Genomic DNA, 16,575 nt, shown 5'->3' with positions numbered 1-16,575 from the left:
TGTTCCCCCTTCTAGTACTCAATTCTCGGGTCAAAGATTGCATATAGTATATCGGCAACCAAGTTTCCGATAACTACAAAGACCGCTGAGATAACTGTTAGTGCCATGATTACCGGATAGTCCCGCTGGAATGCGGAGTCAAAGAATAACAATCCAATACCAGGCCAAGCAAAAATCTTTTCGACAATAACCGATCCCCCAATGAAACCGGGTAGCATCAAACCAAAAATTGTAATTACTGGAATTAATCCATTACGTAAACCATGTTTATAGGTTACTTTGTTTTCTCTTAAGCCTTTGGCTCTTGCTGTACGCATATAATCTTGCTTTAACACTTCAAGCATACTAGAACGTGTATATCTAGTTAAACCAGCCATATCAGCTGTCGCAAGTACAAATGCCGGCAAGATTAAGTGATGAATTCTATCAAGGATACTAAATTCAGCATTCAATGTTGCTACACCACCAGTGGGCAGCCATTGCAGCTGAACAGCAAATACCATGATTAGGACTAAACCTATCCAAAAGTTAGGTGTTGCTAATCCAAGAAATGAAGTAACTGTAACCGTATAATCTGTTAAACTGTACTGCTTTCTAGCAGAAATGACTCCAAATGGAATTGCTACTATTACTGCCAAAACAGTTGAAACAATCATAAGTAATAATGTATTTGGCAGACGGTTCATAATCATTTCACTAACTGGAACTCCACGACGGATTAATGACTCGCCAAAATCTCCTTTAGCCATATTTGATACCCATGTGAAATATTGCTCGTGTATAGGATCATTTAACCCATATCGCTCTTCAAACTTTTTCATATCTTCACTACTAATATTCGGATCCATCATAAGGGAAGTAGGACCACCTGGTGCCATTTGGATAATGGCAAAGGATAATACTGTAATACCGAATAATAGGGGAATCGCCATTAAAGAACGGCGGATGATATATGAGATCATAGCTGATTCTCCTTTTCTGTCTTTACTTTAGGAAGGTAGAAGTAAACGTGATTTTTTTTATTTTAATACTGTACATTTTGCGACGTTGCACAGTAAAGTGTTCAAGTCCAATGAAAGACGACTTGTCTATGACAAATGCGATCTTTCTAATCATATAGCTCCAAGTGTCTTTAGGAACCCATTTCAGTAAAAAAGAAGGGAAGGGAATTTCCCCTCCCCTCTTTCTGACTTTAAACGGGGGTTAATTAGTTGGTCTCTGCTAACCACCATTTGTTGATGTTGTAGAATTCCGATCTTGCATGGAACTCAAAGCCTTCTAGGTTAGTAGGCATTGCACGGTGTGCATTTGGATAGTACAAGAAAGTATATGGTTGCTCTTCAGCAATGATTTTGTTGATTGCTTGGATCTTAGCAGCACGCTCGTCACGATCCATTGTTAGGTTAGCTTCGTCCATTAGCTTATCAGCTTCTGCGTTAGACCAACCAACGAAGTTCAAACCTTCTTCGATTTCTTTAGAGTGGAAGATTCCACTTGGATCTGGATCTGTAGATAGAGCCCATCCTAGGATGATTGCATCGAAGTTCCATTTTGGAGGATCGATGTCAGCTAAGAATGCAGACCATTCCATGATATCTGGAGTAACTTTGATTCCAAGCTCAGCGAACTGCTCTTGAACTACTACAGCGATATCTTCACGAACTTTGTTACCTTGGTTCGTTTTCAAAGTGAATTCAAATTTCTGACCGTCTTTTTCAAGAGTTCCGTCAGCACCTGGAGTCCATCCAGCTTCTTCAAGCATTGCTTTTGCTTTTTCTACATCGTATTCAAAGCGAGGTACATCTTCGTCATAAGCCCAGCTAAGTGGAGACTCAGGAACATCAGCAACTTCACCGTCACCATTCATTACAGACTCAACGATTAGTTCACGGTCAAGAGCGTGAGTTAAAGCTTGACGAACTTTTACATCTTGGAATAATGGGTTACGTAGGTTGTATCCTAAGTAAGTGTAAGATAATGCTAATCCAGATTCTACTTTTAATTGACCATTAGCTTCCCACTCTTTAACAGTTGCAATGTCAGTTGCAGGAACAGTGTAGTAATGGATATCACCAGCTGCTAATGCAGTCATTAATGCATCTGCATCAGGAATAATACGGTAAGTTAAAGAATCTAAGTATGGACGACCATCCCAATAATCATCATTTGCTACAACTTTAACAAATTGTCCATCTTCCCAAGTTTCGAATTTGAATGGACCTGCTCCAATTGGGTTTTTCGTGTTGAACTCTGTGTACTCACCAAGCTCAGCGATTGGAACCTCACCTAAGATGTGCTCAGGAAGGATTGGGTAACCTAAAGCGATGTGGATCGTTGGATCTACAGCGTTAAGAGTTACTTGTACAGTTAAATCGTCGATTTTTTCAACTTTTTCGATTTTCTCGAAGTAACCAGCACGAGGACCATCATAGTCTTCGCTTAAAGGGATGCTAAGTGTGAAAACAACGTCATCAGCATTTAAAGTTTCACCATCGTGGAACTTGATGCCGTCTTTAATTTTTAGCGTGTGAACTAGGTCATCTTCAGAGATCTCCCAGCTTTCAGCCATGTTTAATTGTGTTTCGAAAGCAGTATCGCTTGTTAATAATCCGTCAAAAATGAAACCTTCAATTGCAGAACTTGCAGTATCTGCAGAATAAAGTGGGTTGAACATTGTCGGGCTACCAGTAGAACCGATAATTAGGTCTCCACCTTGTACAGGTTCATTTGTAGCTTCTTCTTCTTCTTCCGTTTCTTCGTTGTTGCCAGTTGTTTCGTTGTTCGTAGTGTTTGTGTTGTTAGTATTTGTACCCGCATTGTTCGATCCGCTACAAGCAGCAAGGAACAAGGACAGAACTAACGTTAAAACGATAAGTAGTAATGATTTTTGTTTCACGTTTACTCCCCCTAAAAATTTTTTAATGTTCTGAAAATGAAAGGTAAAGAAAGTTAACTGTTTGATTATCTCCCCCTTTCAAAGGGTATATATTTTATTTACTTGCCACCTATTCGTATAGGTGACAAGCAACAAAATGATCTGGTTTAACCTCTTTGAATTGAGGAACAATTTGCTTACAAACATCCATTGCAGCTGGACATCTTGTATGGAACACACATCCTGTTGGCGGATTAGCCGGGCTTGGCAATTCACCTTTCAGAACGATACGTTCTCTCTTCACTTGGCCTTTACGGCGAGTAGAAGGTACAGCTGATAGTAATGCTTGCGTATAAGGATGAAGTGGTTCACTATATAAATCTTGTTTGGTAGCTAGTTCCATCATCCGCCCTAAATACATTACGCCGACCCTGTCACTAATATGACGAACTACACTTAAATCATGGGAGATAAAGATATAGGACAGGCCCATTTCTTTCTGAAGGTCTTGCATAAGGTTAATGATTTGAGCTTGTATAGATACATCCAGTGCAGATACTGCTTCATCGGCAATGATCAATTCTGGGTTTAGCGCAAGTGCTCTAGCAATTCCAATACGTTGACGTTGTCCACCGGAAAACTCATGTGGATAACGATTGATAAAGCTTGGGTCTAATCCTACTTTAGCAAGTAATTCCTGTACTTTTTCTTCACGTTCTTTTTTAGTGAACAAGTTGTGTGTGTTATATGGTTCCTTTAGGATTGATCTTAATGTTTTTCTTGGGTTAAGCGTAGCGAATGGATCTTGGAAAACCATTTGAATGTCTTTACGAACCGTCTTTCTAAGTTCGCTTTCACTCATTGTTGCAATATCTCTTCCCTTGAAAATGATATTTCCTTCTGTAGGCTCATATAGGCGGATGATCGTTCGTCCAGTTGTGGATTTCCCACACCCAGATTCTCCAACAAGTCCTAACGTCTCACCTTTTTTAATATAAAAGTTTAAGTCATCTACCGCTTTTACATCGCCTACATGCTTTTGTAATAGTCCCGCTTTAATTGGAAAGTATTTTTTCAATCCTCTAACTTCAAGGATATTATCAGAACTTGTATCCGTTAAAGTCTTTTCTGATTTAATCTCGGTTGCAGTCATTATTTAGCCTCCTCGCCTTCGTATAAGAAGCATCGAACGGAGCGATTTCCGCTTTTCTTAAGCAATTCCGGAACTTCGCTATGACAACGATCAAATGCTTTTGGACAGCGCGGGGCAAAACGACAGCCCTGTGGTAAATTGGTTGGAGGCGGCACATTACCCTCAATAGATTGAAGGCGAGAAATATCTCCCTCAATATCAGGTATGGACCCCATCAAACCATTTGTGTAAGGATGCAGAGGCTCTTCGAACAAATCGTCCACGGAAGCCTCTTCTACGACTTGACCACAATACATAACTACTACTCTATCAGCAACTTCTGATACAACCCCTAAGTCATGTGTAATTAACAAGATGGAAGTGTCAAATTTATGGCTAAGGTCTTTCATTAAATCTAGTATTTGAGCTTGAATGGTAACGTCTAGCGCTGTTGTTGGCTCATCCGCAATTAATAGCTTTGGATTACAGCTCATCGCCATCGCGATCATTACCCTTTGTCTCATACCGCCAGATAGACGGTGAGGATAATCATTGACAATTTCAGCAGCTCTTGAAAATCCTACAACTTCTAACATTTCAATTGCTTTTTTCATTGCCGCTGTTTTGGTCATTTTTTGATGTAGTATTAGAACTTCGGTAATTTGCTCACCAATTGTTAAAACCGGATTCAAAGATGTCATCGGTTCTTGAAAGATCATGGAAATATCATTTCCACGTACTTTACATAACTGGTTTTCTGTTAGTTTCACAAGATCCTGTCCGTCGAATAGAATTTCTCCATCTACGATTTTCCCACCCGGGCTAGGAACAAGACCCATAATAGAAAGGGAAGTAATAGATTTACCAGATCCTGATTCTCCAACAAGTGCTACAGTCTCTCCTTTTTTAATGGAGATATCTACACCATCTACAGCTGGAATAGCTTGCTTTTTTCTAAAAAAGTGAGTTTTTAGGTTTCTCACTTCCAATAAAGCTGACATTTAGCCTTCACCATCCTTTTTTCTTTCGATGCATGGTCTGTATGATGTCTAAATATGTAATGTAAAGACTTTAGAAAAATTTAACTAATTCTTAATCTTTATATTACAAATTTACGAAACTACTAGCTATTAATCTATTCAAAGATTGCTTTTATAGATTTTCCATGCTGTTTATTACGAAATCTTCAGTCTTTTCACTCCGAATTTACTGTAAAAACTAAATTATCGGAAAATAATTATCGTCTGTTTGTATATTATTACAATTTCGTTACAAGTTCAAGCTTATTTTGAAAATAAACTAAAAATTTTTTTAATTGAAACTTGTGGCAATCTTCTACAAAAACTGATTATATACAAAAAAAAACAAAAAAACTAGCCTTTTTTGCTAGATTTTTTGTTTTTTGTTATTTTTCTCCTATTCCTCAAAGAATTATCCAATTGATAGCTTTGTTATCTCAGAAAGGCTCTTTGTCATCAAAGAACGGTAGTTAATATTTTCCTCCTTCAATATTTTCTGAATGAGATAATAACCAACACAATAACCAAGCATTTTTGGATAAAACCCTTTGCCATAAAGCAGTTTCATATGATCCTTATCACTCTTTTTTACATCTTTATTTGGTATGATGATTTTATTTAAGAAGTTTTCTAGTTCCTTATCTGTGTAATAAGATGTCCAGCTAGAGGTATATTCTTTTCCAACTAGGCTTTTTACGGCACTTTCCGCTAGTCCTTCAATTAGTACAGAATCTAGAAGGGTATATTGGTCATCTTTTCTATAATTTTTTGAAAGTACACATATATGATTATACTCGTGAGTCAACAAAGCCTTCATTTCATTAATTTCAATATCCTCGGGTAGAAATAAAAAAAGTTTGTCTTTGAAAGCCACACCGGCTTTTCCTTTGAAATCCCTCTTAATTTGATTGTTGTATTTGTCTGAAGGAAAGATAAAGATCGGTATGTCTGGGCCGTTCCAAAGTTTCTTTAGGCGTTTCCATTCTGCCAAGACAATATTCCAGCAATCCAATGTCTTTAATTTTTCTACAGTACCTTTCCCATCCCTAACAGGTCGGTACATCCCATGCATGATTAGATAATCGTAAAGTTCTGCTGCAGTTACGTCCTCAAAGTACTTCAGCAATTTCTTGGAAATGTTCAATGGCTGGTGATAATCCTCTTCCAACCATCTATCCGTATGAATAATACTCATGTTCTACAGCCCTTTTCTTTGCTTTTTGATGTCATTGTATGATGGGGACGGGAGATTGGTGATGTGCTAGTAATGAGTAGGCATGAAGACACATTCATGCAGTTTTATTGCTCCAAAATGTCTTCATAGTTTGGATGAAGACATTTACTTCTCTGTTTTTAGCTTCAAATGGTCTTCATACACCTTATGAAGACATTCCCAACCACTTTTCGAGCTCAAGAATGTCTTCATGACCCAAACATCTTAAAAACACACTAAAAAAGCAGCAGAAAGTTTAAATAACTTTCTACTGCCTTTAACTAAATTCGCTTATTCGTATTTTTTAAACACAATCGTTGCGTTGTGACCGCCGAAACCAAGAGAGTTGCTCATTGCAGCTTTGACTTCTTTATGCCTCGCTTCGTTTGGTACATAATCAAGGTCACATTCAGGATCAGGTGTTTCTAAATTAATGGTTGGTGGAATAATGGCGTTTTCGATGGCCTTTATAGTAAAAATCGCTTCTACACCACCGGCTGCTCCTAGCAAGTGGCCTGTCATAGACTTTGTAGAGCTAATTGCTACATCTTTTGCATGTCCACCAAGTACTTCTTTAATAGCCAGTGTTTCAAACTTGTCATTATATTCTGTGCTTGTTCCATGCGCATTAATATAATCAATATCCCCGGGTTGCAAGCCGGCATCTTCAATTGCCATTTTCATCGCACGTACTCCGCCTTCTCCGCCTGGAGCCGGTGCTGTAATATGATGGGCATCGCCAGTCGCGCCATATCCAACGATTTCAGCATAAATGCGAGCACCGCGTGCCAAGGCATGTTCAAGCTCTTCCAACACGACAATACCAGCGCCTTCACCCATCACAAAACCGTCGCGATTTGCATCAAATGGTCGACTTGCCGTCTTAGGATCAGGATTCATGGATAAAGCTTTTGCTGAACTGAAGCCTGCAAAGGACATCTCTGTTAATGGAGCTTCCGTTCCCCCGGAAATCATGACATCGGCATCACCTCGCTGGATAACTTTAAATGCATCTCCAATGGAGTTTGTACCTGTTGCACAAGCAGTTACTGTACAAGAGTTCACACCTTTTGCTCCAAGTGCGATACTGATTTGACCTGTGGCCATATCAGGAATCATCATTGGTACAAAAAACGGGCTTACACGACGCGCACCTTTTTCCAGGAAGGTTTTGTATTGTTGTTCAAAGGTTTCCATTCCGCCAATTCCGGAACCTACCCAAACACCAACTCTAGGAGCTATTTCATCTGTAATGTCTAGATTAGCATCTTTAACAGCCATAAAAGAAGCTGCGATTGCGTATTGAGTGAATCGATCCATTCTTCTCGCTTCTTTTTTATCCATAAAATCTTCTGCATTGAAATTTGTGATTTCTGCAGCGACTTTTGCCGGGAATTTTTCACTGTCCACTCTAGTTAGCGGGCCTACACCAGAAACTCCGTTAATAGCATTTTCCCACGCCTCATTTACATTTAAACCTATCGGAGTCACCGCTCCAAGACCAGTTACTACTACTCTTTTTTTAGGCATTTGCATGATTTTCTTGCTCCTTCCACCGTTGTATCCGATTAATATTTATTATCTTCCCCATCTAATGGCGATTGCTCCCCACGTTAATCCTCCACCAAATCCTACCATAACTACTAAATCATCGTCATGTATATTTCCGTTTTCTATTTCCTCGACTATAGAAATTGGAATAGATGCAGCCGATGTGTTTCCGTATTTCTGAACGGTCATCGACATCTTTTCTAGAGGAAGGCCCAGCCTTTCCCTTGCCGCTTCCATAATTCGAATGTTGGCCTGATGAGGAATAAGGAAATCTACATCCTCTTTTGATAAGCCAGCTTTTTCTAATACATTCACAGCTGATTCACCCATTTGGCGAACCGCAAATTTAAATACTTCGCGGCCATTCATTATAATCGTTTCATCCTGATATAGATGTTTCGCTCCTGTGCCGTCTGCTCCAAGTTCGAAGGATAGAATACCTCTACCTTCTGAAACCGGACCAATTATAGTAGCACCAGCTCCGTCACCAAAAAGGACTGCTGTGTTGCGGTCTTCCCAGTCCACAATCTTGGACAGTTTCTCTACACCTACTACTAGAACATGCTTATATGTTCCTGCTTCAACAAATTGTTTTGCTGTGATGATTCCATACATAAATCCAGCACATGCTGCACTCATATCGAATGCGCATGCCTTTTTGGCACCAAGACGCTCTTGAATCATGCAAGCAACACTCGGAAATGGATTATCAGGCGTTACGGTAGCAACGATGATCATATCCAGCTCTTCTGCGGTAATTCCTGCATCCTTTAAAGCTTTTTCTGCTGCGAAATATGCCATATGTGATGTATCTACGTCGTCTGATGCAATTCTTCGTTCTTCTATGCCTGTTCTTGTTTTTATCCATTCATCTGTTGTGTCAACCATTTGCTCCAATTCTGCATTGGTTAATATTTTTTCAGGTACATATCTTCCGATTCCTAGTATCCCTGCATTCACCGATATAACACCTAACTCTCTTATTGGACTTTTAAAAATACGGTTCTTTCAATATCGCTGTTGCTCTGCGCGGGGCGAACTTGAGCCTGCTTCAGCTATGCCTTGTGTTCACCTAGCGCTATCTCCCCCGGAAGTCTTCGCCTTTTGCTCCAACAACAGCTAGAGACTTTTTTAATATCAATTATTATGACTTGGTACTAATTTTAACTCATTATATCGTGATTGACAACATATAAATGCCCATTTTCATCCTGTTTAAAGCTTTTGGACAAATGCCTATCCCAATTAAAGTAGACGGCATACTATAGTTTCAGAGGGGGATAAATGCTGATTAGGTGAGGTGAAAATCATGAGTGATGAACAGAAGAAGGTGGAAACCGAAATGGATGTAGATCCTTTTACGAGAATGATGTTTGGTGGTCCTCCTAGAAGTCAAAACACGGAAGATAATACCGTTACTACTTCTGATAAAAAGGTTGGGGAAGATTATTATGCACTTATCGAGCAGGTTGACTCTATTATGGAATCCGTCAATAAACTGAAGCCGATGATAAAGGAGTTTTCTCCAATTTTAAAATACTTCAAGAAATAGTTAGCCAAAAAAGGACTATCCAGCAATATCTCTGGATAGTCCTTTTTCTTATTCTACATCTAACGCATTTTGTTTTCCAAGCTCGTATGCTTCATCCATCACTTTTGTCAGTAAAGACACAAGTGGTTGGATATGTTGAGGCTCTAACTCCAATCCTGTTTCGTCAAGCATTTGTTTCGCTTCTGGTAAATATTTCATGGCAATGGCCATATATTGCATCGTTCTATCTTGTTCCATTTTTGTACCTACTTTCTATTTTTCGTTTGGCAATAAGCCGGAAGTTTTATAATCCTCTATTTGTTGATTAATATTAGCCTGGTATTCCTTGCTAACTAGTGGACTGAATGTCCCAAGGGAAATAACATCATCTTTAAAGTCAAAGGATAGGTTGCCAGACTCTAATTCACCTGCAAAGAAACGGCTTGCCACCAATTCATACAAGGCAGGGACATGCTGAATGGTACTGGTCAGAACGGTATTCTCCCCTAAGTCTGATTGATCTGATACGAAACCTACCGCATATAGCCCCTGTTCCTTAAGACTATTGATGACAGGCACGTTAAATCCATCACCCGCAGGATACACAACATCCACCTTTTGCTCGATCATGTTATCAAGCATCTCCAATGCTTTATCGGGATCATTCCAGTCTTGCGTGTACTTTATCAAAACCCTAGCATCAGGGTTTTCATGTAAAACGCCTTCAAAGAAACCATCTACTTCAGGTTGCCATTCAAATGCCGCAATAATCCCAATCGTATTAGTTTCCGTCATATGACCGGCAACCATACCACCAAAAAAGCCCATTGCATTTGCTTCAAAATTTAAGCTAGTGACATTGTCACTTTGGACTTGGGAATTGAAACATACAAAATGTATTTCTGGATAATCAGAAGAAATAGCATCAAATGTTTGTGCATATTCACTGCCATGCCCAAATACCAAGGTAACACCATCTTTATGAAACTCTTTTACCGCTTCTTTAATAGCTATATCAGTATGTATGCCTTCTTTATAATAAACATCTAGGTCATATTCCGATTGAATCCGCAAAAGCCCTTTATAGCCTTTTGTTCCCCATACTTGATCACTTATCGTATCAGGGACCAACAAGCCAACTTTCTGATCTCCACTTTCAGGAGTAGTTTGTCCACATGCAGTTAATAAAAGAATGAATAGTATGACTACCATTAATGATTTTTTCATGTAAGTACCACCCCCTAGTGCCTTAAAGGATTGCCCCTCTGTTTCTGTTTCTTGGTCTTCCTTTTATATTGTACATGCTTTGTCGATAAAGGAAAAGTTAATATTCTGTTAAAATGCTTGGAATAGAGGGGCAGCTCTTTACTAGTCTATCTTCAACTTATTATACATCTGATCTTTTTGTGCTTGAAGACCTTCTTTTATTGTACGGCTCTGTGTCACTTTGTATTTTTTCAGCTTTTTTGTTTCTTCCGGTTCAAGGGAAGTTAGGAAGGTTAAGTTTAACTCTTTTATTAATTCTTCCATTGCTTTTGGATTATCATTCTGGAAAAGAACCTCGGTCACTTCTTCATGGCGGTGTAGGAAAGTATAGATTGCTTCTGCGACATCATCCACAAACAAAACATCATTTTCTTTGATTGCTATCGGTTCCGATTCTTTTTGTTCTATTTTCTCTAATAACCTTTTATGAACCGGTTCCTCTTCTTGCTGCCATGGGCCATACACCATTGGCAAATATATCACGTAACACAATGAATTGGAGCTGGCTGATAACTTTTTCATTATTTGTTCTCTATATTCACCATTCCATGACATCCTGCGATAGGAAGAGATAAATACAAGCTTATTCGCATTTTCTGCTAATTTACCATAGAAAACTTGTTCTTTATCTTCCACTTTATCTACTTCGTCTAAACAATAAAATACAGCATCTATGCTTTCTGGAAAAGAACGTTTGGATTGAAAACGAAAGAAAGCGTTTCGTCCAATTTCCATTAGCATTTCTTCTGATTTCTCATCCAGTTTCTCTGACCATAACAGCCCCGTCACTTCTACTTCTTTATTAATCAGGTTTTGACAAAGTGCGAAACCAACTTGTGTGGTGGCTCCAATGACCACTGCATTTTTCATCATTTTTTATATACCACCCATCTTTATTGATACTGTATCCATATGCATAAAAACAAAATTATAGTCCCAATTCCAAGAGTGAGGAAAGGGACTTTTTATAATTCTTGTTCATATTTTTTAAAGAACTGGCATATGGATGGACCGTATGAATAGCGTTTTTCCACCAGGTGATAGGTGACTGTGACCGGTGATTGATTCTTTGACCGCAATTCCTCATATCTCTTACAATGAAGATTTGGATCAAACGTAAAATTGGTAGTGGTCTGCCATATCTTCACTGGAATTAAACACTGTTGAAACTGACAGAGGTCTGGAAGGTCCTGATATTCTTCTAGTTCCTTAACCGGTACTTTATATGCTTTAGCAATTTCATTTTTCACTTTTTTATAAAAGAACTTTCGGTCCTTTTCTTGTGCAAGTTGTGCTTTTATGTCCATGCAAGGATTAATGAATGCAACAGAACGAATCTTTTCTTTTAACTCTTCCATTAATTGCATGGCTGTCAATGCACCCATCCCTTCTGCTATGATATGAATTTTATCATTCAAGATTTCCTGTTTCATGATGATATGATAAAGTTGTTTTGCCATTAGAACAGATTGGGCGCTGCCCCAGTGAGCCCCATAAAGGTTGGAATAAAACAATGTATATCCACATTTCAATATTTCTTCAACAATTTTATTTCGCCCGATATGCTGTAACCACAGGCTATTATGTTCGTCGACGAAATGGTTGGTATCTCCAATGATTAGACAGCCGAAACCATTCGGTTTTTCAGGCACATGTACAGCATTCCATTGACCGCCCATTTGAAAAAAGCGTTGATTTAAGCTCATCTGACTCATCTCCCCCCATTTCACAAACTCATATATCGTATGCTATGTAGAAAAGTTCTGTAATGACAGAGTCAAAAGGCCACTTTTCCATATAATTCATCACAAAAATACTTATAAAATAAGAAAAAGGAAGGCGTTAAAACCTACTCCCTTCCCACTTCATCATATTGAAGCTCTTCTTTCAAACTCTCCAAAGTTCGTTGACCAAGCTCTGTCAAATTACTTCCCTCTTGATCTAATAACAATTTCAATTCAATTAATTTTTCATGACTATTCACCATTTAACAACCCCTTTTTCGACTAAGTTAAACATATTTACATTTATTATATGTCGTGTTTGTGGTAAAATATCCTCTGAATGAGCTTTTGAAATAATGAATGGAGGGGGAGTCACAATGCGCGCATTTTGGACTATTTTCTGGTCACTTCTTCTTATAAACATGGTTTCTTATGTTGTAGCTAACATGCAGGGTGATACATATAACTACGTATTAGCTTCAATCATTGCAATCGTTTTCTCTGTATTAGTTATGCTAATCGGTGAAGCGTTACCAAACGAACCAGCAGAAAAGCACTAATTTTGTAAAAAAAGAACTTGCTCCCAGAGACAAGTTCTTTTTTTGTTGGCTAAAAGTATCGCAGTTAATTTCCGCAAACGGCTTCGCTTTCCGCGGGGCGACCTTGAGCCTCGTCGGTTCCCTACAAGGTCTCAACATTGTCGCTACTCCCTCGCTTAAGTCTTCGCTATTTGCTCTAATAAACTGCTCGAAAACCTCAGATCACTAAACTTATCTAATTAATATTATTTGTCACGGATGATGAGTTTTCCTTCTTCTACATCAATAATAATTTCTTGAAAATCTTGGATACTTCCTTTAATTATCTCTTTTGCAATAAGGGTTTCGATGTGTTTTTGGATAAACCTTTTTAACGGTCGTGCACCAAAAACGGGATCATAGGCACTGTCGGCAATAAAGCGTTTCGCCTCATCTGAAAGGGTTAATGTCAAATGTTTATCCTCCAGACGCTTTTGTAAATCCTTTATTAACTTTTCTACAATTAATCCAATTTCATTTTTGGACAATGGAGAAAAGATGACGGTATCATCTATCCGATTTAACAATTCCGGTCTGAAATGGCTTCTTAATTGCTGAATAACTTTTTCCTTCGTATCCTCTGTTAGCTCATCCCCTGCATGTTCCAATAAAATAGGAGAGCCGATATTGGAGGTCATGATAATAACCGTATTCTTAAAATCGACGGTTTTACCTTGTGAGTCTGTAATCCTTCCGTCATCGAGCATTTGCAATAAGATATTGAAAACTTCAGGGTGAGCTTTCTCTACTTCATCCAAGAGTATGACAGAATAAGGTTTCCTTCTGACTGCTTCGGTCAATTGCCCTCCTTCTTCATAGCCAACATATCCTGGAGGTGCGCCGATCAACCTTGACACCGCATGTTTTTCCATATACTCAGACATATCAATGCGAATAATCTGTTCCTCACTATCAAATAGCGATTGCGCAAGAGCTTTGGCAAGTTCCGTCTTCCCAACCCCTGTAGGGCCAAGAAAAATAAATGAGCCGATTGGACGATTTGGATCCTTGATTCCAGCTCTTGCACGAATCACAGCCTCAGACACAAGTTGAACCGCTTCTTCCTGACCTACAACCCGTTCATGTAGGATTTCCTCCAATTTTAATAGCTTCTCTCTTTCTCCTTCCACAAGCTTCGTTACAGGAATGCCTGTCCATTTTGCCACAATGCCAGCTATCTCTTCTTCTGTTACTTCTTCTCTTAAAAGTTGGTTCGATTCTTTCTTCTGTCTGGCTTTCTCTTCAAGTTGCATAAGTTCTTTTTCTAAGCTAGGTATCTTTCCGTGTCTAAGTTCTGCAGCCTTGTTCAAATCATAATTATTTTCTGCCGTTTCCAAATCACGTTTTAACTTTTCCAATTCTTCCCGTTTGACTCTTACTAATTGAATATCATCCTTTTCCAGCTGCCATTGGGCTTTCATAGCAGAAGCCTTCTCTTTTAAGTTGGCTAGTTCCTGTTGAAGTTGGGTGAGCCTCTCCATGCTTGCCTGATCCTTTTCTTTCTTTAGTGCTGCCTCTTCGATTTCAAGTTGCATGACCCTTCTCGTCACTTCATCAAGTTCAGATGGCATCGAATCTATTTCTGTCCGGATCATGGCACATGCTTCATCCACAAGGTCTATTGCCTTGTCTGGTAAAAAGCGTTCAGAAATATATCGATTGGATAAAACTGCCGCAGAAACAATAGCCCGGTCGTGTATGTTAACACCATGATGGATTTCAAAACGTTCCTTGAGTCCACGTAAGATGGAAATAGTGTCCTCGACTGTTGGTTCTTGGACAAGCACCTGTTGAAAGCGACGTTCTAATGCCGGGTCTTTTTCAATATATTGTCTATGTTCATTTAATGTGGTTGCACCTATACAGTGCAATTCACCCCTTGCGAGCATCGGTTTGAGCATATTTCCCGCATCCATAGAACCTTCCGTTTTACCGGCTCCGACTATCGTATGCAGTTCATCGATGAAAAGCAGAATCTGTCCGTCGCTCTTTTTAATCTCCTGAAGAACAGCTTTCAACCTCTCTTCAAATTCGCCTCTGTATTTAGCACCCGCTACGAGCGAGCTAAGGTCCAAGGAGAATATAGTTTTATCCTTCAAGCCATCTGGAACGTCCTTTCTTACGATACGCTGAGCCAAACCTTCGACTATTGCGGTTTTTCCTACCCCAGGCTCTCCAATAAGGACTGGGTTATTTTTTGTTTTTCTTGAGAGGATTCTGATAACTCTCCGAATTTCCTGGTCCCTGCCAATAACAGGGTCTAGCTTTCCGCTTTTTACCTCTTCGATTAAATCTCTTCCGTATTTTCTCAGCGCTTCATATGTAGATTCTGGCTCTTTTGATGTTACTCGTTGGTTCCCCCTTATTTCTTGAATGGCTTGTTCTAAGCGTGCTTCATCGAGATTGTAGGTATTGCTTAACATTTTCAATGGATGGGTTGTGCTGTTCCGATGAAATAGAGCAAGAAGAATATGTTCGATGGAAAGATAATCATCTTCCCATTCTGTTTTCCATTCATCGGCTTTTTTGAATGTTTGGTTCAGTTGATTGCTTATATAGGCGTCGCTTGTTGAACCACTTACTTCAGGTTTTGATTTAAGCAGGTCATTAAGGTTTGTTTGGAGCGATTGAGTGTCTACTTTCAGCTTTAGCAGGGCTCTTTCTGTAAGCCCCTCATATTGTTGAAGCAATGCAAGAAGAAGATGCTCATGTTCAATTTGCTGATGATTCATCTTTTCTGCAAGACTCTTGGCCATTACAATGGCCTCCTGGAGCTTGGTGGTCATTTGATTAAGGCTCATATTAACATCAATCCTTTTTATCAAAATTTTTTTTGTAAAAGTTACAATAAAGACGAAAATAGTTACTATACTCTCTTTAAAAGTTACAATCCCAGCAAAAATAGTTACAATAACCTCTTCAAAAGTTACAATCCTGCTTTAATTACGTACGTTCCTCGTAAAAGTTTCCACGTAAGTGAAGAGAATATATCCAAAAAAGCCACCCTCTCAATAAAGAGGATGACTTAATAGTTACGGACGGCGCTTTTTCGCCCATAGGCGATTATGATTGGAAGTTTCGGGAAAAGTGTCCCCGGCTTTTAAGTTGACCTTTTGAGGATTTTTAACTCCGCTTCCGGTCTCCCCAATTTCAAGGTAAATCCCGTTATTCGGCGCTTTTTGACCCGGTCTGAATTGTTGATTCTGTCCCATACGATTACCTCCTATAGTCAGATCATGAAAATTCTAAGACTGTCCCTAAAAATGAGATGAAACTATCTCCTTTTTATCGTACCCAAGTTGTTCTGTTTCATGACTCAAACCATAGAAGGGGATGTCATCCATTTTTAAGCTATCGTTAAAACTTCATGCTTGGAAGCAAGGTCGATAAAATGGGACATGCCACTGATCTCCCCGCTAATGAGCTTTTGTTCCACCTCATAATGGTCAACACAAGTTTTACAAGCATAAACCGGAACTCCAGCTTCATGTATTTCTTTTAAGTGAACAGAAACCAGAGAATCTTCCGTTAATGTATAGACCCCTGTATTCATCAAAAAGATTGCCTCTGGCTTATCCTCACGCTGCTTTAGAATCGTAAAGAATGTTTCTAAAACACCTTCTCCTAGAGCTTCATCGCCTTTTCCCAACTGATTAGAACTGACAAGTATCACTTTGTTTTTCATT

Annotated in this window: 17 protein-coding genes; 2 read left to right on the top strand and 15 right to left on the bottom strand. The window is 39.0% G+C overall.

What is annotated here, in order from left to right:
• Positions 1-11: 11 nt before the first annotated feature.
• The 7 genes from FZC76_RS17590 to FZC76_RS17560 all read right to left on the bottom strand — a co-directional run bounded on the left by FZC76_RS17590 (position 12) and on the right by FZC76_RS17560 (position 8,750).
• Complete coding sequence (locus tag FZC76_RS17590) at positions 12-962, bottom strand: ABC transporter permease (protein WP_148989476.1); 951 nt, start codon at positions 960-962, stop codon at positions 12-14.
• Between the two features lie 245 nt (positions 963-1,207).
• A complete protein-coding gene (locus FZC76_RS17585; protein WP_148989475.1) occupies positions 1,208-2,896 on the bottom strand; it encodes a peptide-binding protein in 1,689 nt (562 codons plus the stop codon).
• Between the two features lie 109 nt (positions 2,897-3,005).
• Complete coding sequence (locus FZC76_RS17580; RefSeq protein WP_148989474.1) at positions 3,006-4,028, bottom strand: ABC transporter ATP-binding protein; 1,023 nt, start codon at positions 4,026-4,028, stop codon at positions 3,006-3,008.
• Positions 4,028-5,008, bottom strand: coding sequence for an ABC transporter ATP-binding protein (locus FZC76_RS17575; RefSeq protein WP_148989473.1), 981 nt, complete (start codon positions 5,006-5,008; stop codon positions 4,028-4,030). The genes FZC76_RS17580 and FZC76_RS17575 overlap by 1 nt, the downstream gene beginning before the upstream one ends.
• Before the next feature lie 430 nt (positions 5,009-5,438).
• A complete protein-coding gene (locus tag FZC76_RS17570) occupies positions 5,439-6,221 on the bottom strand; it encodes a DUF2268 domain-containing protein (protein ID WP_148989472.1) in 783 nt (260 codons plus the stop codon).
• A gap of 309 nt (positions 6,222-6,530) precedes the next feature.
• On the bottom strand, positions 6,531-7,769 hold the full coding sequence (fabF, locus tag FZC76_RS17565) for a beta-ketoacyl-ACP synthase II (protein WP_148989565.1): 1,239 nt from the start codon (positions 7,767-7,769) through the stop codon (positions 6,531-6,533).
• Positions 7,770-7,817: 48 nt separating this feature from the next.
• A complete protein-coding gene (locus FZC76_RS17560) occupies positions 7,818-8,750 on the bottom strand; it encodes a beta-ketoacyl-ACP synthase III (protein WP_148989471.1) in 933 nt (310 codons plus the stop codon).
• A 349-nt stretch (positions 8,751-9,099) separates the two neighbouring features.
• Here FZC76_RS17560 and FZC76_RS17555 point away from each other — a divergent pair, with 349 nt between their 5' ends.
• The gene (locus FZC76_RS17555) at positions 9,100-9,342 is read left to right on the top strand and encodes a hypothetical protein (protein ID WP_148989470.1); all 243 of its coding nucleotides are present in this window, start codon (positions 9,100-9,102) and stop codon (positions 9,340-9,342) included.
• 48 nt (positions 9,343-9,390) lie between these two features.
• On the opposite strand, the gene FZC76_RS17550 is transcribed toward FZC76_RS17555, so the two are convergent.
• The 5 genes from FZC76_RS17550 to FZC76_RS23210 form a co-directional block, all read right to left on the bottom strand.
• The gene (locus FZC76_RS17550; RefSeq protein ID WP_148989469.1) at positions 9,391-9,579 is read right to left on the bottom strand and encodes a ComZ family protein; all 189 of its coding nucleotides are present in this window, start codon (positions 9,577-9,579) and stop codon (positions 9,391-9,393) included.
• Positions 9,580-9,594: 15 nt separating this feature from the next.
• A complete protein-coding gene (locus FZC76_RS17545; RefSeq protein WP_148989468.1) occupies positions 9,595-10,548 on the bottom strand; it encodes a BMP family ABC transporter substrate-binding protein in 954 nt (317 codons plus the stop codon).
• 141 nt (positions 10,549-10,689) lie between these two features.
• The gene (locus FZC76_RS17540) at positions 10,690-11,460 is read right to left on the bottom strand and encodes an NAD-dependent epimerase/dehydratase family protein (RefSeq protein WP_148989467.1); all 771 of its coding nucleotides are present in this window, start codon (positions 11,458-11,460) and stop codon (positions 10,690-10,692) included.
• A gap of 92 nt (positions 11,461-11,552) precedes the next feature.
• Complete coding sequence (locus FZC76_RS17535; RefSeq protein ID WP_148989466.1) at positions 11,553-12,293, bottom strand: alpha/beta hydrolase family protein; 741 nt, start codon at positions 12,291-12,293, stop codon at positions 11,553-11,555.
• A gap of 143 nt (positions 12,294-12,436) precedes the next feature.
• A complete protein-coding gene (locus tag FZC76_RS23210; protein ID WP_187442131.1) occupies positions 12,437-12,574 on the bottom strand; it encodes a hypothetical protein in 138 nt (45 codons plus the stop codon).
• A 114-nt stretch (positions 12,575-12,688) separates the two neighbouring features.
• On the opposite strand from FZC76_RS23210, the gene FZC76_RS17530 reads away from it, so the two are divergent.
• Positions 12,689-12,871: a YjzD family protein gene (locus FZC76_RS17530; protein ID WP_060665204.1), complete on the top strand. Its 183-nt coding sequence runs from the start codon at positions 12,689-12,691 to the stop codon at positions 12,869-12,871.
• A 224-nt stretch (positions 12,872-13,095) separates the two neighbouring features.
• Here FZC76_RS17530 and clpB read toward each other — a convergent pair whose 3' ends face one another.
• From clpB to FZC76_RS17515, 3 genes are all read right to left on the bottom strand, one after another.
• Positions 13,096-15,690, bottom strand: coding sequence for an ATP-dependent chaperone ClpB (gene clpB, locus FZC76_RS17525; protein ID WP_148989465.1), 2,595 nt, complete (start codon positions 15,688-15,690; stop codon positions 13,096-13,098).
• A gap of 231 nt (positions 15,691-15,921) precedes the next feature.
• Positions 15,922-16,101, bottom strand: a complete 180-nt coding sequence (locus FZC76_RS17520) for a YjzC family protein (RefSeq protein WP_010192036.1) — start codon at positions 16,099-16,101, stop codon at positions 15,922-15,924.
• 134 nt (positions 16,102-16,235) lie between these two features.
• Complete coding sequence (locus FZC76_RS17515) at positions 16,236-16,574, bottom strand: DsrE family protein (protein ID WP_148989464.1); 339 nt, start codon at positions 16,572-16,574, stop codon at positions 16,236-16,238.
• Position 16,575: the final 1 nt, after the last annotated feature.

Source organism: Sutcliffiella horikoshii (assembly GCF_008180725.1).
Classification (GTDB): Bacteria; Bacillota; Bacilli; order Bacillales; family Bacillaceae_I; genus Sutcliffiella_A; species Sutcliffiella_A horikoshii_B.
Note: the sequence above shows the minus strand (reverse complement) of the source record. Positions and strands in the feature narration are given on the sequence as shown.

Coding starts and splice junctions, on each gene's coding strand:
- FZC76_RS17590 (WP_148989476.1), bottom strand. CDS start 962: ATGATCTCATATATCATCCGCCGTTCTTTAATGGCGATTCCCCTATTA.
- FZC76_RS17580 (WP_148989474.1), bottom strand. CDS start 4,028: ATGACTGCAACCGAGATTAAATCAGAAAAGACTTTAACGGATACAAGT.
- FZC76_RS17575 (WP_148989473.1), bottom strand. CDS start 5,008: ATGTCAGCTTTATTGGAAGTGAGAAACCTAAAAACTCACTTTTTTAGA.
- FZC76_RS17570 (WP_148989472.1), bottom strand. CDS start 6,221: ATGAGTATTATTCATACGGATAGATGGTTGGAAGAGGATTATCACCAG.
- fabF (WP_148989565.1), bottom strand. CDS start 7,769: ATGCCTAAAAAAAGAGTAGTAGTAACTGGTCTTGGAGCGGTGACTCCG.
- FZC76_RS17555 (WP_148989470.1), top strand. CDS start 9,100: ATGAGTGATGAACAGAAGAAGGTGGAAACCGAAATGGATGTAGATCCT.
- FZC76_RS17550 (WP_148989469.1), bottom strand. CDS start 9,579: ATGGAACAAGATAGAACGATGCAATATATGGCCATTGCCATGAAATAT.
- FZC76_RS17545 (WP_148989468.1), bottom strand. CDS start 10,548: ATGAAAAAATCATTAATGGTAGTCATACTATTCATTCTTTTATTAACT.
- FZC76_RS17540 (WP_148989467.1), bottom strand. CDS start 11,460: ATGATGAAAAATGCAGTGGTCATTGGAGCCACCACACAAGTTGGTTTC.
- FZC76_RS17535 (WP_148989466.1), bottom strand. CDS start 12,293: ATGAGCTTAAATCAACGCTTTTTTCAAATGGGCGGTCAATGGAATGCT.
- FZC76_RS23210 (WP_187442131.1), bottom strand. CDS start 12,574: ATGGTGAATAGTCATGAAAAATTAATTGAATTGAAATTGTTATTAGAT.
- FZC76_RS17530 (WP_060665204.1), top strand. CDS start 12,689: ATGCGCGCATTTTGGACTATTTTCTGGTCACTTCTTCTTATAAACATG.
- clpB (WP_148989465.1), bottom strand. CDS start 15,690: ATGAGCCTTAATCAAATGACCACCAAGCTCCAGGAGGCCATTGTAATG.
- FZC76_RS17520 (WP_010192036.1), bottom strand. CDS start 16,101: ATGGGACAGAATCAACAATTCAGACCGGGTCAAAAAGCGCCGAATAAC.
- FZC76_RS17515 (WP_148989464.1), bottom strand. CDS start 16,574: ATGAAAAACAAAGTGATACTTGTCAGTTCTAATCAGTTGGGAAAAGGC.